This window comes from Deinococcus sp. QL22 (assembly GCF_023370075.1).
Taxonomy (GTDB): domain Bacteria; phylum Deinococcota; class Deinococci; order Deinococcales; family Deinococcaceae; genus Deinococcus.
On record NZ_CP097149.1, the window covers coordinates 276,398 to 293,283 of the forward strand.

A 16,886-nucleotide genomic window follows, 5' to 3' on the forward strand; every position below is an offset into this window, starting at 1 on the left:
CTTGAGCGGTGGATGGCCGCGCTACACTGGCGGCTATGCGGCTTTCGGCCACCGACGTTTACGCTTTTCAGGCGCTGGGCTATTTGGGACTTCAACACGGAGCGCCTGTGGGCGCCGCGCCCCAACCGGGCCAGCCCACAGGCCAAACGGTTGGCCAGCCTTCACGCTGGATTTCCAGCGACGAGATCAGCGAGGCCACCGGGATTCACCGCCCGTATCTGGTACGAATTCTGGCCGCGCTGACCGCCAAGGGCGTGGTCAAAAGTAAAAAAGGCATCGGCGGCGGTTACGCGCTGGCCCGCAAGCCTCAGCTTATTTCTCTGTGCGAAGTGGTGCGGGCCATAGACGGTCCGGTGGCCCCGCTGAGCTGTATCAGCCTGAACTGGCACGAGGAATGCGTGGAGCAGGAGCGGTGCCACGCCCGCAACACCATCTATACCCGTATGCGTGACGCCATGCTGGCCGTGCTGCAAGAGTTCAGCGTGCAAGATCTGGTGGTAGATGCACGGCAGGGCGTGAGCTACGGCCACTGCCTCGGCCACCTGCTGAAGCCGAACGCCTGAGCGGGGCATGTGGGTTTAAGGGTGCGGTGTTCTAAATCTTGTGAGATGTCAAAGGTGTTACGGACGTGTCAGAGGTTCTCAATAGACTTTCGTTCCTGCTCTTCTTAAACCCTTCGACCCCTAACCCTCAGACCACCCCCACTGCCCCCAAGCAAAAAGCAGACAAGTTGATCATTCTTGTCATCTAATACTCTATGCTATGGGCATGACGGTTTTGCCTTCTTCCCCAAGCTCTCCTGCCCCAAAGGTGGCCGCCCGCACCGACCTTTCGACGCTGCGGTTCAACCAGTGGACTGTGGTGGGCGTGACGCTACTGGGCCTCGTGCTGGGCGCGTTTTCTGGCCTGGGCTTTATGCTGCTGCTGGCGCTGGGCGCGGCCATGTTGCTGGGTGCGATGCGCCCCGACCTCTCGCCGCTGCGGGCCGCCTACCGAATGTTGGGGTCAGCGCTGGGCCTGAAGCCGGATGTGGTGGACGAAGACCCCCGCGCCCATCACTTTGCACAGGGCGTGGGCGGCGTATTTTTGCTGGCCGCCGGGCTGAGTGGACTGCTGGGCCTGACCGTGCCGGGCACCGTACTGGGCCTGATGGTGATCGCCCTCGCTGCACTGAATTTGTCGCAAAAAATCTGTGTGGGCTGCCTGATGTACTTCCAATACCGCCGCCTGCGCTACGCCGTCCTGAGCCGCTGAATCTAGCCGTCTAAAACTGCCCCCAAAGGAACTTGCCATGTCTGACATCGAAACCCTGAAAAAAGAACTGCCCCCCTTTGAAATCTTTGACCTGATTCCGCAGTACGCGGCGGCGGGCCAGATCGACCCAGAGAAGATCGACCTGTTGAAGTGGGCCGGGGTCTATCCTCAGCGCCCGCAGGAAGACGGCTTTCTGATGATGCGCGTGAAGGTGCCCACTGCCGAGCTGAGCGCGGCGACCCTGCGCGTGGTGGCGGGCATTGCCGAGGACTACGGGCGCGGGCTGCTGGACGTGACCGACCGTCAGGCCTTCCAGTTTCACTGGCTGCGAATCCAGGACATTCCCGACATTCTGAACCGACTGGAAACAGTGGGTCTGCACACGCGCGGAGCCTGCGGCGACACCGTGCGGGCCGTGATCGCCTCGCCCTTAGCCGGACTGGACGCCCGCGAGCGCATCGACGTTCGCCCGCTGGCTGCCGCGATGGAAGGCAGCCTGAGCGGCAACAAAGAATTTGAAGACCTGCCCCGCAAGTTCAAGATCAGCATTACGGCTACGCCCGAACTGGAAGGCATTCATCACATCAACGACATCGGATTCCTGGCCCATGAAGTCAACGGCGAGGTGGGATTTGACGTGTGGGTGGGCGGCGGTCTCGGTGCAGTGGCGCACCTTGCCAAGCGCCTCGGCGTATTTATCCGGCCTGATCAGGTCATCGAAGTGGGCCGTGCTATCACGGGAGCCTACCGCGACCATGGGTACCGCCAGAACCGCAAAAAGAGCCGCCTGAAGTACCTGATCAAAGACCTCGGCCCCGACAAGTTCCGTGAAATTGTGGAAACGGAATACCTCGGCTACAAGCTCCCAGACGGCCCCGCCGCACCTGTGGCCCGCTTCGGCGGCAGCGATGTGCTGGGTGTCAACCCGCAGCGTGACGGCCTGAATTACGTGGTTCTGTCGACCACTGTGGGCCGCATCAATCCCGTCAAAGCCCGCGCTCTGGCTGACCTGTCGGAACGCTACGGCAAGGGCGTGCTGCGAACCACGGCCTTTCAGAACATGATGATTCCGCATGTGCAGACGGAAGATGTGGACGCGCTGGTGGCCGAGTTGGCCCTGCTGGAACTGGCCCCCAAAGCCACCCTGCGCGGCACCACCATTGCCTGCACCGGCACCCAGTTTTGCCGCCTCGCGCTGACCGAAACCAAAGCGCGGGTGGCGGGCATGATCGATGAGCTGGAGCCCAAACACGCCGATCTGGACGTGCCCTTCGTGATCAACCTGACGGGCTGCTCCAACGCCTGCACGCGCTATCAGGTGGCCGATCTGGGCTTCATGGGAGCGCAGCGCATTCGCAAGGACGAGAGCGGCGAGGACGTGGCCGAAGAGGTTTACAACGTGCATCTGGCCGGCAGCATCGGGCAGGCCGAGCGTCTGGGAGCCAAACTGAAAGGCATCGTGCCCGCTACGCGCCTGACTGAATACACCGACAAGGTACTCAGCGACTTTAAGGCCAATAAAGGCGCGGGAGAGAGCTTTGTGGAGTACGCAGACCGCGTGGGCCAAGGCCACTTCTTGCCCGATACGGTACTGATTGACGCGCCTGTGGCCGAGGCGGTTCTCGCGTGAGTCAGGCCGCCGAAGGCCGGGTGCTGTGGTTTACTGGGCTGTCGGGCGCGGGCAAAAGCACGCTAGCCTCTGCACTGCACGCCGAACTGCTGGCAGCGGGCGTGAAGACCGAACTGCTGGACGGTGACGCCGTGCGCGAGAACCTCAGCAAAGGCCTCGGCTTCTCCAAGGCTGACCGCGATACCAACGTGCGCCGGATCGCGTTCGTAGCGGGCCTACTGGCAGGGCACGGCGTGACGGTGCTGGTCAGCGCCATTTCTCCCTACGCGGATACCCGGCGCGAGGTGCTGGCCGCCCTGCCCAACGCCAGCGAAATCTTTGTGGACGCGCCGCTGGAAACCGTGACCGAACGCGATGTGAAGGGTCTATATCTGAAAGCCATCGCCGGAGAAATCGCGCACTTTACGGGCGTTTCTGATCCCTACGAAGCGCCGACTGCACCTGATCTGCACCTCCGAACAGACCGCCTGAGCGTGGAGGAATGCCTGAACCTGCTGCGGCCTCTGGCTGGACTGAGCCAACCTCATCTGCGCCAACCTGATCCACAGGAAGCCGTTTCCGCATGACGGCGCTGGAAGAACGGCCCACACAGAACACCGCCGTCTTCTCCCCTGCCTTTGATGCCCAGACCGACCCATTGGACGTGATTTGCTGGGCGCTCCAGACCCATCCTGATCTGATGATGCCCAGTGCCTTCAATCTGAACGGTGTGGTGCTGCTGGATCTGGCGGCGCGGGCGGGCTACACGGGCGAAGTCGTGTTTGTGGATACCGGCTACCACTTCCCCGAAACACTGAGCACGCGGGACAATCTGGCGGCCCGCTACCCTCAGATGACTTTTGTGACGCTGAATGCGGGGGCCACGCCCGAAGACGGCCAGACCGATCCCACGCTGTACGCCGCCGACCCGGATGCGTGCTGCGCGGTACGCAAGGTGGCCCCCTTGCAGGCATATTTGCGCCAGCGTGCGCCCTCGGCCCTGCTGAATGCCCGCAGCCGCGATCAGGCCAGCACCCGCGCCGATATTCCCTTTGTAGAGGAAGGTGCACGCCGCAAGATCAACCCGCTGGCCTACTGGACACGGGAGCAATTGGAAGACTACGCCGCCGCCCACGCCCTGCCCGTGAATCCGCTGTATGCCGATGGATTCCTGAGTGTGGGCTGCTGGCCCTGCACCCGCGCCGTGAAGCCTGGCGAGGACGCCCGCGCCGGACGCTGGGCCGGAAAAGGCAAGACCGAATGTGGCCTGTGGGCCGGTGAAGGCAAGCTGTGAAGATTCATTTCTGCGCTGGCATAACGATCACGCGATGTTCAGGACTTTTTTAATCCTTCAATAGTTGACCTGTTTTATCCACCTTCAATTTTTTTACTCTGACCCTTCTTTACGGCTCCAGCCCCGAGGTATCCCCCATGACCATCCTGCTCCCCACCGATCCCACCGCCACGCTGCCCGCACCCCTGGGCGGGACTCTGGTCAACCGAATTCGCCGCGCTGGACACGACTTTGACGCTGCGGAACTGTTCGGCCTTCCCCAACTGGAACTGGATGACCGCGCTTACGCCGACCTGGAGATGCTGGCGACGGGAGCCTATTCCCCACTGACTGGATTCGTGAATGAGGCCGATTACCTCAGCATCATTCATCACCTGCGGTTGGCCGATGGCACGCCGTGGAGCGTTCCGATTACGCTGCCTGTGCGCCGGGAAGAGGCGGGCGCATACCGGGGCCGCGTGGTGCTGACCCGCAGTGGCGAGCCGGTGGGCTGGATAGACGTGCAGGAGCAGTTTGACGCGCACAAGGGGCTGGAATCCCGCGAGGTGTACCGTACCGAAGACCCGGCGCATCCCGGTGTGGCGGCACTGTTGGCACAGGGCGATGTGAACCTCAGCGGCCCAGTGGCCCTGTTTGAAGTGCCACGCGGCGCATTTGCTCGCCACCACCGCACGCCCGCCGAAGTCCGCGAGGTGATCGAGGCCCGTGGCTGGCGCTCCAGCGTGGCCTTCCAGACCCGCAACCCGATTCACCGGGCGCACGAATACCTGCAAAAAGTGGCGCTGGAACTGGTGGACGGCCTGTTGCTGCACCCACTGGTGGGCACCACCAAAGGCGACGACGTGCCCGCCCACACCCGCGTAGAGGCCTATGAAGTGCTGCTTGATCGCTATTACCCGCAGGCCCGCACGTTGCTCAGCGTGTACCCGGCGGCCATGCGTTACGCCGGGCCACGCGAAGCCATCTTGCACGCCCTGTCGCGGCGCAATTACGGCGTCACGCATTTTATCGTGGGGCGCGACCATGCAGGTGTGGGCAGCTATTACGGCACCTACGACGCGCAGGAGATTTTCGGGACTTACACAGCGCAGGAACTCGGCATTCAGATTTTAAAATTCGAGCACACGTTTTATTGCCAGACCTGCGGCCAACTGGTCAGCCCGCGCACCTGCCCCCACGACAGTAGCCACCACCTGAGTCTCAGCGGCACCAAAGTCCGCGAAAAACTGCGGGCCGGAGAGCATTTGCCCGCCGAATTTACCCGCCCCGAAGTGGCCGAAGTGCTGCGGGCGGCCTACAGCATTCAGCCTTAAACACATTGAACCCAGAGGCGAAAGAGGCCGTGAACAACCTGTGAAGGCGCTCCCGGTCTTTTTCGCTTGTGCCTCAAGCGCCCAGCGTGTTCACTGCCCTCAGCCACTCTAGGAGGAATTCCTATGACCTTAGATCTGACGCTTACAAAACGAAGTTTTTTGACGCTGGCAGCGCCGTTGCTGCTGGCCGCTGTCCTGTCCCCAGACGCCCAAGCGCAGGCCGCAACCAGCGTTCGCCTCGGCTTTTTTCCAAACCTGACGCACGCGCCCGCACTGGTGGGTTTACAGCGCGGCACCTTTCAGAAGGCGTTCGGGGCCGCCAAGTTGGACGCCAAAGAATTCGTGTCGGGCACCACACTGACTGAAGCGTTCGCGGCAGGGCAAATCGACATTGCCTACATCGGCCCCGGCCCCGCCATCAACGCCGCCGGGCGCGGTATGCCCGTGCAGTTTATTGCCGGAGCAAGCGAGGCAGGCGCAGTGCTGGTGGCCCGCAAAGACAGCACAATCAAGAGCTACAAAGATCTGGGCGGCAAGAATGTCGCCGTACCTAGTTTGGGCAATACGCAGGACATCAGCCTGCGCCACATCCTGAATGAGAACGCACTGAAATCGAAGACGGACGGCGGCACGGTGCTGATTACACCGATTGCGCCTGCCGATATTGTCGCTGCTTTTGCCGCCAAACGGGTGGACGCCACGCTGGTGCCGGAGCCCTGGGGCGCAGTTCTAGAGGCACAGGGCCACCGCATCATCGGCAACGAGAAAACGGTGTGGCGAGGCGGCAACTACCCCACGACCGTCGTGATCGTGAACACCAAGTTTGCACAGGCCAACCCGCAACTCGTGGCAGCTTTCCTGAAAGCGCACACCGAGGCGGTAGCCTTCCTGACCAAAAGCCCGGCGGCGGCACAGGCAGCGGTGAACGCTCAACTGTTCAAGCTGACCGGAGCCAAGGTCGATCCCCGCGTGATGCAGCGTGCCTTTGCCCGGACACGCTTTACGACGGCTCTTGATCTGGAAGCACTGAAAGAGTATTCGGCGCTGAACGTGGAAGCCGGATACGCCCGCACCGCGCCCGACCTCTCGCAGTTCCTGAAGAAATAAGATGACGACGCGCCCCGCAGAACTACCGCGTGCCTCGTCGGGTCAGCCTTCCCGCTGGCGGGTCATCAGTTGGCAGATCATCGGGCTGGCCCTGATTCTCGGTATCTGGTGGCTGGTCACCGATGTGCTGAAGTTGTATCCGCCCTACGTCTTTCCCAGCCCCGGCGCAGTCTGGAAGGAAATCGAATATGGCCTGTTCGGCACTGGCCCGCAGGACGGCAAACTGCTGAGCGCCATTGGTGGCAGCCTGCGCCGGGTACTGACCGGATACGCCATCGCCGTCGTGCTGGGCGGCGTCGTGGGCCTGCTGATGGGCGCTTGGTTGCCGCTGCGGGCCACTCTGGGTGCCTACCTCACGGGCATTCAGAGCGTGCCCAGCATCGCCTTCGTGCCCTTTGCCATCCTGTTTTTGGGCCTGAATGAACGCGCCGTGCTGTTCGTGGTCATTCTGGAAGGCTTTATTCCGGTGGCACTGGCGGTATCGGGGGCCATCCTGAACGTGCCGCCCGCCCTGCGCGTGGCAGGCCGCACCCTCGGCGCACGCGGGCTGGGCCTGACCCTGCGCGTGCTGCTGCCTGCGTCGGTGCCCAATATCCTGACCGGACTGCGCACTGCCTGGAGTTTTTCCTGGCGGGCGCTGGTCGGCGGAGAGCTATTGATTGCAGGCGTCGCCAGCCTGGGCGAGCAACTGGAAGTGGGCCGTAATACCGCCAATGTAGGCCTGGTGTTGGGCACCATCATCATTATCGGCATCATTGGCGGCCTGTTCGATACCGTGTTAAGGGCCATAGAGGGCCGGGTACGCCGCGATTACGGCCTGGAGGTGCAATCATGACAGCCACGATGGAAACTCCGGCCCAACCTACCGCCCGAACCGCGAATGGACGCGGGGCCAGCCTGACCCTGGAAGGGGTGAGCTACCGCTATTCCGGGCGCAATGCTGGGGCCAAAGCAGGCGTCGGGCCGCTGAATTTGAAGGTAGATGCCGGAGAATTCCTGTGCGTGGTGGGGCCGAGTGGCAGCGGCAAAAGCACACTCCTGTCCTTGCTAGCCGGATTTCTGAGGCCGCAAGAAGGCCAGATTCTGCTGGCCGACACACCCGTTTTGGGGCCGCATCCCCGCCTGACTCTGGTGCAGCAGGAAGCGGCCCTCTTCCCGTGGCGTACAGTGGCGGGCAATGTGGCTTTTGGCCTGGAAAGTCAGCGCTTGCCCCGGCCAGAGCGAGATATCCGGATTGCCGACGCCCTGCGGCAAGTGGGCCTGACCGGGTACGGAGACCGCCGCGTGCATGAACTGTCGGGCGGCCAACGCCAACGGGTCAGCCTTGCCCGCGCCCTGGCGACTCAGCCGGGGCTGCTGCTCCTTGATGAACCCTTCAGCGCCCTCGACATCCAGACCCGCACCTCGTTGGCCGATGAACTGCTGGGCATCTGGTGGCAACAAAAAATTACGGTGGTCTTCGTAACGCACCAACTTGATGAGGCCCTGCATCTGGGTCAGCGCGTGGTGGCCCTCAAAGACGGCGCAGTGGCCCTGGACGCCCGCGCCAAAGACGTAAGCGTGAAGCAGTTGCGGGAAACGTTGGAAGTGTAGAGAAGAGCAAACAAGTGTAGAAACAGGCGGCCTTGCGACGGGCCGCCTGTTGCATTCATTGGTCTGAAAGTATGTTGCTGTGTTTTTATGTCCTTAAAAATGGTCTAGAAAGCGTGTCGTAGTGAGCCAATACGAACTTAAAACAGGTCGAAGACAAATATGAGCGGAGCATCTTGAGTTGTTCTTCTGTCAGGCCTTGTTCTTTGGGGAGCCAATACCTGCGGGTACTAACATCGGAGGGTTGGACAATTTCGACAGTAGGGCCGGGCGTCGCCCTGACCCAGCCTTCCCACCTGCCCTTATAGCGCCCGTCGACAAACACGGGCAGTTTCAGTTGTGGTTGCTCGCCATGCATCTTGTGAAGGAGCCGCAACCCCCTTCACGATCACTCAATTGTGCCGACAAAACGTTGACGGCGAGTAGCAGACCCAAGCTGTCTATGATCAAGTAGCCCTTACTTCCAGTGATCCTGTTGCCGCCGCTGTAGCCTCTAACCCCCTTTTCGACAGGTCTTCACTCTCCAAGAATCTACTGGTCTCGGTAGAATAGATTCGTTTTCGAAGCATCTGACGCGGCAAAATATTGGGAATTCTCGGTCTGCGAGTTCCTTTCCCGACAGCCACTTAGACTTTCGTCAAATTCTCTTCGGCAATTCCTGCAAAAAGTGGAGTGGTACGGTGGTTTCTCCCTGTTTGAAGGCTGCCAGAAAGCCGTTGACCGTGCCGCCTGCCCGCTCTGTCAGCCGTGCCAACGCCTGAGCGGTGCCGCCACTGGCAATCACATCTTGCACAATCGTGACCCGTTTACCTTTTAGCCGTGCGGCGTGCGGGCCGTCCAGCCACAACGTTTCCGATACGCCCATCGTCATGCTCGGTACGTCTACGATCAGCGGATCTTGCATGTAGGTGCGGCGTTTTTTACGTACTACCACGTACGGAATGCCGCTGCGGTCACTCAATTCATGTACAAGCGGCAGGGCGTTGGTGACCACCGACAGCAGCATGTCTGTTCCGGCGGGAATCAGGGCCACCATTTCGGCGGCTACCGCGTTGGTAAATTCCGGATCGCCAATAAATTCTACGAGTGGCACGCGCCCGGTGCTGCCTACGCGCACGGTGGGCAGGTCACGGGTGACGGCCCCGACAGTAACGTTGAGTTGTTCCACCTGCACAGGGTAGCGCGGCGGGAGCGGGGCAGCGTCAGATGTTGAGTCAGCAGGTCAGGTGAACAGCGGCAGATGCCCCAGCGCCGTGACTTCTGGGCGTTCCTGTCCCTCGGTAAACACGGCGATCACAGCGGCCACCTCGCCGCCCACTTCCTGAATGATTTGCGAAATGGAGTGCAGCGTGCCGCCACTGCTGACCACGTCGTCTACAATCGCCACCTTGCGGCCCCGAATTTTTTCTACATCGAAGCCGTCCAGCACCAGCGTTTGTGGCTTGCCCGTCGTAATGCTGACCACCTCACGCACCACCGGATCAACCATATAGGGCTTCTGCGTCTTGCGAATCACAATGTAGGGTTTGCCCGATTCGCGACTGATGACGTGCGCCAACGAGAGCGCCTTGACTTCTGGTGTGACCAGAATATCCACGTCCGCGGGTATCAGTGCGGCCAGCGCCTTGCCCGCCGCTTCGGTGACCTCGGTGTCGCCAAGCATATTGAACAGTGCCACGCTGACGCCGGGCGCGACTTCGACGATAGGCAACTCCCGCGAAACGGTGCCGACCTGAACATGATGGGTTTTCACAGGGCAGAGTGTACAGGGCCGGAGGTGAGGACGTGGAATAGTCGTCTCTTCGGGATGTCCAGATTGCGCTTGGATGAGATAAAGAATCCCTGGCTTTGACCGTATGGGACTGAAGCAAATGGGAACGAACGCCGAAGAGTTGCCTTTCTGAGACCCTTAGACCCTTGACCCTTAGACCGCCTGCTGCGCCCCAACCAAAAAAGAGAACCCCTTTCGAGGTTCCCAATGTGTTGAAAGTCTGAGGCTTAGAAGAAGAACTTCAGGCCGGTCTTGATAGTGCCGCCAAAGCCACGTGCATCGTTTGCAGCGAGGCCTGTGCCGGCACCCTTGTTGCTGAGGTAGTAACGGGCATCGGCTTCGACGAACGCAGTGATGCTGTCGGTGACGCGGAAGTCCACACCGGCCAGAGCGTTGGCGTAGACGTCGCTGGCGCTGGTCGTAGCGCTTGCACGGGTGCGGCTGCTGGTGAGGCCCAGACCTGCGCCCACGTAAGGGGTGATGTTGCTGCCGTTATTCAGGCTGTAGGTGGCGTTGATGTCGGCGTTGAAGCCGTTCTTGCCGGGGACGTGCTCGGCGGACAGACGCACACCGACGGGGCCGATGACGTTATTGGCACCGACCATCGCGCCGCCGGAGAGGCAGAAGTTCACGGCGCGGCCACTGGAGTTCAGCAGGTAGCAGGGGTCGGTGCCCTGGGTGTTCTGAGCGCCCAGGCTGACGCCAGCGTAAAGGTTGGTGCTGCGAACGGCGTCCACAACGGTGTCGGTGTTGCCGATAACCACGGTGGTAGGAGGAGGCGTGACAGGGGTGGTGGTCACGGTGCCGGTGCTGGTGTCGCCCGTCGTGGTGGTGGTTGCACGCACTTCGAGGGCGGCGATACGGGCGGCCAAAGCGGCGGTATCAGCAGCGGCTCCGGCGGGGCCAGCAGGGCCGGTTGCGCCGGCAGGGCCAGCAGGAATGTTACGGATAGCGGCTTCCAGCGCGTCGATGCGTGCGGTCAGCGCGGTGGTGTCTGCACCAGCAGCGTTGGCGGCGGGCGTACCCAGTGCCTCAATGCGGCCTTCCAGCGCTGTAATGCGGGCCTGCTGCTCGGTGGTCAGCGCTTCCAGGTCGGTCACGCGGGTGCTGATGGCGGCCAGTTCGGTGCTGACTTCCTGCATACCAGCCGTGATGGTGGCGAGGTCGGTAGCGCTGAGGCTGCTGTTGCTGAGCTGGCCGCTTTGCAGGAGGCGGTAGAACACGAGGGCTGCCTGGTAGCGGGTCAAGCTCTCGTTGCCGCGGAAGGTGCCGTCAGGGAAGCCCTGAATCAGGCCGCGCTGCACGATCAGGTCAACGGCGTCTTTGGCCCAGTGGCCTGCGGGAACGTCGGTGAACTGCACAACCTGTGCGGCTGCCGTAGCAGGAGCAGCAGTCGTTGCAGGTGCAGCAGGTGCAGCAGTTGCGGGTGCGGCGGTATCGGTTTGGGCGCTGGCCATGCCGAGGCCGAGAGCGAGAAGTGAAGACAAAATAAAGGTGTTACGCATGGTGGTTCTCCTTGAATGGGGACTGAGGACGAAAGAAAAATGATGCATAGGAACGCAGAGCGCCTCCCTGCCTGTGCATACCGTAGGCACTTGGCGTGAGTGGCCTATGAACAATCAGACTGTTCTCTGCGCTGCAATTTATAGAATTTTTCCCAACTGACTGAAAGTTCATGAAAATAAGAGCAGCATGATAAATAGCCCCTACGACATGAGAGCTAGTTTTGTTTTGACAGCGGCATCTTTAACGGTTCAGATGAGAAACCTGTCAGAGTGTTCAGGCTTCGGCTTCATGAGGGTACTCTCATGTACACGGCACTTAGTCCTCGTTCATGATCAAGAAAAGTCAGTTTGGCAGAGCTGAAAGCCCGGTAGGCCACCTGACCGAGCCAGATGAGCGCCCGCTCTCTATACTTTCAGCCATGAGCCAGATTCATGTTCGTGCCCAACCGGGCGACGTGGCCGACTACGTGCTGCTGCCCGGCGATCCCAACCGCGCCCGCCACATCGCGTCCAACTATCTGGAGGGCGTGAATGAGTACACCAGTCACCGCCAACTGCTGGGCTTTACGGGCACCTATAAAGGCGTGCGCGTCAGCGTTCAGACGACCGGGATGGGCTGCCCGAGCGCCGCCATCGTGACCGAAGAATTGGCGAGACTGGGAGCCAAAACCCTGATCCGGGTGGGTACCCTGGGCGGCGCGACCCCCAAGGTAGCCCCCGGCGATCTGGTGATTGCCACCGCCGCCGTACCCAACGACGGCACCACGCGCCAACTGTTGGGCGGCGCACCGTACGCCCCCGCCGCCAGCTTCGAGGTTGTAGAGGCCGCCGCACACGCGGCCCGTGCCCTGAACGCCCCGCACCACCTTGGCCTCGTGATGACCGAGGACGCCTTTTACGCCAGCACACCCGACCATGCCCGCCTGTGGGCGTCTCGCGGGGTACTGGGCTTCGAGATGGAAGCCAGCGCGATCTTTTTGGTGGCCGCCCTGCACGGGCTGCGTGCCACCTGCCTGACCGCGTGTAGCAACGATATTGGTGATCCCCAACTGGTGCCCGATGACGTGCTCGCTGCCGGAGTAGACCGAATGGTGCAGGTGGCGTTAGAAGCTGTGGTGCGTTTGGCAGGAGCCGAAGGGCAAGCCTGACGGGGAGGGGACTGGAGGGGGTCGCCTCCCGAGCCCCCTAACGTGCGCCAACTCTCTGCGCCCCACGCCCAGACCCCGTAGACTGGCCGGATGCGTTTACTGCTTGACCTCCACCCCGATTCTTACCCCCTCGAAGGCTTCCGAAAACGGCAGCTCTTGGAGTGGGTGTTCGTTCAGGGCGCGGGCAGCTTTGAAGCCATGACCAACTTGCCCGCCGAACTGCGTGCCCAATTGGCTCAGGAATACGCGCTGAATCCGTTTCGGGAAATAGAGACGGTTCGCAGCACCGACGGCTCGGTGAAGTACCTGTTCACGCTGCACGACGGGCGGCAGATGGAAGCGGTGTATATGCCCTACCTGGATCGCCGCACCATCTGCGTATCTACGATGGTGGGCTGCCCCGCCAAATGCGCCTTTTGTGCCACGGGCGCAATGGGCTTTGGCCGCAACCTGACCCCCGGTGAGATCGTGGGGCAGGTTCTGGCGGTGGCAGGCGGCGAGGGCATCGCGCCCCGCGAACTGCGAAATCTGGTGTTCATGGGGATGGGCGAGCCGCTCCTGAATTACGACCACACCATGCTGGCCGCCCGGATTTTGCTGCACCCGCAGGCCCTCGGCATGAGCAAACGCCGCGTGACCCTCAGCACGGTGGGCCTGCCCAAAGGCATTCGCCGCCTCGCCGCCGAAGACGATCTGGGCATCAAACTTGCCATCAGCCTGCACGCGCCCGACGAGGAAACCCGCCAGCGCATCATTCCCACCGGGCACCGCAACTCTATTGTGGAAATCATGGCAGCGGCGCGGGAATATCAGGCCACTACCGGACGGCGCGTGACCTTCGAATATTCCATGCTGCGCGGCGTGAACGACCAGTTGTGGCAGGCCCGCGAACTGGCCGGACTGCTGCGCGGCCTGGTCAGCCATGTGAACCTGATTCCCATGAACCCCTGGGACGGATCGGGCTTCGAGAGCAGCACCGAAGAAGAGATTCAGGCCTTCTATGACGAATTGGAAGCGCGGGGCGTGGACGTGAGCGTGCGCCGTTCTCGCGGCAAAGATGCGGGCGCGGCCTGCGGGCAACTGGCCCTCAAACGCCCCGACGCCGTAACGGGGAGCGCAGCGAGCGCCTAAAACCGTCCTCAATTTCTTACCCTGCTGGGCCGCCCATCTTCATACACTGGGCGGTCTTTACGTGACTGGGGGAGGTTTCTCACGTGGAGGCCTCCGCGCTGTGAGAAACCTAGCGCCTCTCCCACCCCTGTCCCCCCCCAGTCATGAGACAATTTGATGCGCCCAGCGCAACTCAGCACACTTGGCTCTTTCAAACACACTACCCTTGTGAAAGTAAGGGTTTGGAAAGAACCGGATGATTAGGCTCAATTCGTTTCCGACTCTCAGGAGGCTCTTAAGTGACGCAATCCAATCGCCCGGCCTTAACATTGTTGCTGCTCGCCCTCACCTCGAGCGCGGCGGGGCAGACGCTGATCGAAACCACGACCAGCATCGGTATTCAGAACACTCTTCAGCAGGGCGCCAGCAACAACGTAGGTTCGTTGCTGCAGTCAGCCCGGACGGCGGCAGAAAACTTACAGCAATCGGGCCAAGCCGCCGCTGCCGCACTCGCAGCCTCCGGAGTACCCGCCGTACCCGCGCCCACGCCTTTTACCCCAGCCCAGACCACGCAGCTGACCTCAACTCAGGCGGCCCTCAAAGACGGGAAATACCCGCAGGCCCGCGCCGGATTCGAGGCACTGATCGCCCAGAACTATGCCCAGCCGGAGCCTCACTTTGGGTTGGGGCTGGCGCTGTTTGCCCTGGGAGACTTTAAGGGCGCGAATTTCGAGTTTACGCAGCTGAGTCTGCTGGCCCCTGACCGCTTTGAAGGCCCGTACAACCTCGGTGTCATTGCCACCCGCGAGCGCCGCTACGACGACGCGCTCAGGCTGTACGGCAGTGCGGCGACACTGGCACGTGGCCGCGTGGCAATGACGGTGCAGCGGCAAGTGCTGGACGCCCTCGCAGCCGAGCAGACCCGCGCCGCCGCCTATCCGGCGTTGGTCACGACCCTGACCGAAATTGCCACCCTGGCCCCCGATGACACTGGCGTGCAGTTCCGGCTGGTGCAGGCGCAAACGCTGGCTGGACAGGGTGCACAGGCCTTGCCCGGAGCCTACGCCCTGATGCAGCGCGAGCCTTCGCGGGCCGACATCGTGCTGCTGATTGCCGATATTTATGTGGCTCAGGGCTTGCCAGACCGCGCTCTTCGGGAACTGGACGCCGCCACCCCCCGCGTGACTGCCGGGGCTGCCCGCGCCAGCCTGCTGCTGCGCAAGGCCAATCTGCTGAGTGCAGGCGGCAATATTCGCGGCGCAGTGCTGGCCGCCCAGGCTGCCGCCGACGCCGATGGCCGGTCTGCTTCTACCTTTGCCAAATTGGGAGAATTCCGGGTGGCCCGCAACGACCGCCCCGGCGCACTCACGGCCTACCTGAACGCGGTCAAGCTGGCTCCCAAAAATGCCGCCTACCGCACCGACCTCGCCGCCGTGCGCCTGACCCTGGGCCAGAATGCTCAGGCGTTTGCCGACGCTGTGGCCGCCATCAGGCTGTTTCCCGAAGCCGCGACGTTGGCCCGCGCTCAGTATGTGCAGGGCATCGCCGCTTACCGTCAGGGCAAGTACCCGGAGGCCCGCGCCGCCCTGCGATCCAGCGCCCTAAGAGCCGCCAGTGCCGACACCTATTTCTGGCTGGGCCTCAGCCACTACGCCCTGAAGGACTACGCGGGCGCGGCCACCGCACTAGGCGAAAGCGTGAAGTTGGAACCCAGCGTGAATGCCCGCCAGAATCTGGCCTCCGCGCTGCTGGCCAGTGCCCGCTACCCGGAAGCCGAGGCGGTGCTGCGGGGCCTGGTCAGCGACAACCCCAAAAACGACGAGAGCTGGTACCTGCTGGGCGTGACCCAGCGTGCCCAGCGCCGCGAAAGTGAGGCGAGGCAGGCCCTGAAAACGGCGGCCAACCTGGGCAACACCCGCGCTGCGGCGGCCCTGAAATGACTTCGCCGCAAACCAATGGCGGCAACAGTGGGGGCGGCAAACGTAGCGCCGCTCGCTGGCCCGATCTACTGATTGGGCTGCTGGTGCTGCTCTTGCTGGGCGGCTTTGGCGTATTGCTGTTCGGGCAACGTTCGGGCAATACAGCCAGTAACACAACCGACACGACGCCTCCAGCGACCACGCCCGCCACCTCTCCTCCAGTCAGCGAAAGCGCCGAGATTCCGGCAGCGCCCGGTACCGCAACAATTACGCCCGCGAACCCTGACCCAGCGCCCGCAGAAGCTCAGGCAGAGATTCCTCCCGCCACCGAGCAGGCGACACAGCAACCCACGGAACAGGCCACCGAACAGGCCCAGACGCCCGCGCCCACTCCGGCAGTACCAGAAGCAGCCACGCCCGAAACGGCTCCGGCTCCAGCAACAACAGCTCCCACTGCAACAACCCCAGCCACTCCAGACCCGGCCACTCCGGGCGCAAGCGTGACCACGCCCACCACATCGCTGAATGACATTCCTACCATTGTGGCGGCTCCCGTGGAAGCTGCACCTGTAGAAGCCGCGCCCGCAGCCCAACCCAGCACGCCCGCAACCACCAATCCGGCAGCGACCCCCGTCTCCCCCACTGCCCGCACAGGCGGGGCCATTGCCACCAGCGAAACGCGCACGCCTCTGCGCTCCGATTACCGCATCAGCCTTGGCACCTTCTCGTCGGAAACTGCCGCCAACAGCCGCACGGCGGGTGTCAGCGGCCTCGGCTACCGCGTGTATCCCATCGATCTCGGCTCCGAAGTGGTGGCCCAGATCGGCCCCTTCTCCGATGAAACCACGGCGCGGCGGGCATTGGCCGACGTGCAGCGGGCCTACCCCGGCGCAATTCTGTATCCGCCCCGTAACCGCAGCCTGACGGGAGGCACGGTCAGCGGCACCCCGGCAACTCCGACCACGCCCAGCACAAGCACAGCCGCCGAAAGCGCCACACCCACTCCAGCGGCTCCGGTGGCAACGCCCACACCCCAGGCCGCCGCCCCCGCTGGCCCGGTGTACCTGCAGGTCGGCGCATTCGACCGGGTAGAAGGCGCACAGAACCTCGTGGGCACGCTACGTGAACAGGGCTTCGCGCCCACCGTGAACGCCCCGGAAGGCCGCAAAGTGACCGTGTTGGTCGGCCCGTTCAGCGGCGACGCCCTGACCCGCGCCGAAGAACGCCTGACCAGCAGCGGCCTCGATTCTTTCCGGGTGCGCTGAA

The 16,886-nt window shown here is 62.5% G+C and carries 16 protein-coding genes; 13 read left to right on the plus strand and 3 right to left on the minus strand.

Translation table 11 applies throughout. The features are described 5' to 3' along the window. The first annotated feature begins 35 nt into the window (after positions 1 to 35). The 9 genes from M1R55_RS01285 (at position 36) to M1R55_RS01325 (ending at position 8,170) form a co-directional block, all read left to right on the plus strand. Positions 36 to 563, plus strand: coding sequence for an RrF2 family transcriptional regulator (locus tag M1R55_RS01285; protein ID WP_249392955.1), 528 nt, complete (start codon positions 36 to 38; stop codon positions 561 to 563). Between the two features lie 205 nt (positions 564 to 768). After that, entirely contained in the window at positions 769 to 1,254 is a 486-nt protein-coding gene (locus M1R55_RS01290) for a DUF4395 domain-containing protein (protein ID WP_249392956.1), read from the plus strand. 37 nt (positions 1,255 to 1,291) lie between these two features. Then, complete coding sequence (locus M1R55_RS01295) at positions 1,292 to 2,884, plus strand: nitrite/sulfite reductase (RefSeq protein WP_249392957.1); 1,593 nt, start codon at positions 1,292 to 1,294, stop codon at positions 2,882 to 2,884. Next, a complete protein-coding gene (cysC, locus tag M1R55_RS01300) occupies positions 2,881 to 3,450 on the plus strand; it encodes an adenylyl-sulfate kinase (protein ID WP_249392958.1) in 570 nt (189 codons plus the stop codon). The genes M1R55_RS01295 and cysC overlap by 4 nt, the downstream gene beginning before the upstream one ends. Next, entirely contained in the window at positions 3,447 to 4,157 is a 711-nt protein-coding gene (locus M1R55_RS01305; RefSeq protein WP_249392959.1) for a phosphoadenylyl-sulfate reductase, read from the plus strand. Before cysC ends, M1R55_RS01305 begins: the two co-directional genes overlap by 4 nt. Positions 4,158 to 4,294: 137 nt before the next feature. Further along, the gene (sat, locus tag M1R55_RS01310) at positions 4,295 to 5,470 is read left to right on the plus strand and encodes a sulfate adenylyltransferase (protein ID WP_249392960.1); all 1,176 of its coding nucleotides are present in this window, start codon (positions 4,295 to 4,297) and stop codon (positions 5,468 to 5,470) included. Between the two features lie 123 nt (positions 5,471 to 5,593). Then, complete coding sequence (locus M1R55_RS01315) at positions 5,594 to 6,577, plus strand: ABC transporter substrate-binding protein (protein ID WP_249392961.1); 984 nt, start codon at positions 5,594 to 5,596, stop codon at positions 6,575 to 6,577. A 1-nt stretch (position 6,578) separates the two neighbouring features. Continuing rightward, entirely contained in the window at positions 6,579 to 7,412 is an 834-nt protein-coding gene (locus M1R55_RS01320) for an ABC transporter permease (protein WP_249392962.1), read from the plus strand. Then, a complete protein-coding gene (locus M1R55_RS01325) occupies positions 7,409 to 8,170 on the plus strand; it encodes an ABC transporter ATP-binding protein (RefSeq protein WP_249392963.1) in 762 nt (253 codons plus the stop codon). The genes M1R55_RS01320 and M1R55_RS01325 overlap by 4 nt, the downstream gene beginning before the upstream one ends. 634 nt (positions 8,171 to 8,804) lie before the next feature. Here M1R55_RS01325 and M1R55_RS01330 read toward each other — a convergent pair. The 3 genes from M1R55_RS01330 to M1R55_RS01340 all read right to left on the minus strand — a co-directional run bounded on the left by M1R55_RS01330 (position 8,805) and on the right by M1R55_RS01340 (position 11,443). Further along, positions 8,805 to 9,341: a phosphoribosyltransferase family protein gene (locus M1R55_RS01330; protein WP_371827134.1), complete on the minus strand. Its 537-nt coding sequence runs from the start codon at positions 9,339 to 9,341 to the stop codon at positions 8,805 to 8,807. Positions 9,342 to 9,389: 48 nt separating this feature from the next. Beyond that, positions 9,390 to 9,920, minus strand: coding sequence for a phosphoribosyltransferase family protein (locus M1R55_RS01335; protein WP_249392965.1), 531 nt, complete (start codon positions 9,918 to 9,920; stop codon positions 9,390 to 9,392). Between the two features lie 245 nt (positions 9,921 to 10,165). Beyond that, positions 10,166 to 11,443, minus strand: coding sequence for an S-layer homology domain-containing protein (locus tag M1R55_RS01340; protein WP_249392966.1), 1,278 nt, complete (start codon positions 11,441 to 11,443; stop codon positions 10,166 to 10,168). Positions 11,444 to 11,862: 419 nt separating this feature from the next. Here M1R55_RS01340 and M1R55_RS01345 point away from each other — a divergent pair, with 419 nt between their 5' ends. The 4 genes from M1R55_RS01345 (at position 11,863) to M1R55_RS01360 (ending at position 16,885) form a co-directional block, all read left to right on the plus strand. Beyond that, positions 11,863 to 12,591 carry a purine-nucleoside phosphorylase gene (locus M1R55_RS01345; RefSeq protein ID WP_249392967.1) on the plus strand — a complete coding sequence of 243 codons (729 nt, stop codon included), beginning with the start codon at positions 11,863 to 11,865 and terminating at the stop codon, positions 12,589 to 12,591. Positions 12,592 to 12,681: 90 nt separating this feature from the next. Continuing rightward, the gene (gene rlmN / locus M1R55_RS01350; RefSeq protein ID WP_249392968.1) at positions 12,682 to 13,722 is read left to right on the plus strand and encodes a 23S rRNA (adenine(2503)-C(2))-methyltransferase RlmN; all 1,041 of its coding nucleotides are present in this window, start codon (positions 12,682 to 12,684) and stop codon (positions 13,720 to 13,722) included. A 278-nt stretch (positions 13,723 to 14,000) separates the two neighbouring features. Then, on the plus strand, positions 14,001 to 15,641 hold the full coding sequence (locus M1R55_RS01355) for a tetratricopeptide repeat protein (RefSeq protein WP_249392969.1): 1,641 nt from the start codon (positions 14,001 to 14,003) through the stop codon (positions 15,639 to 15,641). Next, a complete protein-coding gene (locus tag M1R55_RS01360; protein WP_249392970.1) occupies positions 15,638 to 16,885 on the plus strand; it encodes an SPOR domain-containing protein in 1,248 nt (415 codons plus the stop codon). Before M1R55_RS01355 ends, M1R55_RS01360 begins: the two co-directional genes overlap by 4 nt. The last annotated feature ends 1 nt before the right edge of the window (position 16,886 follow it).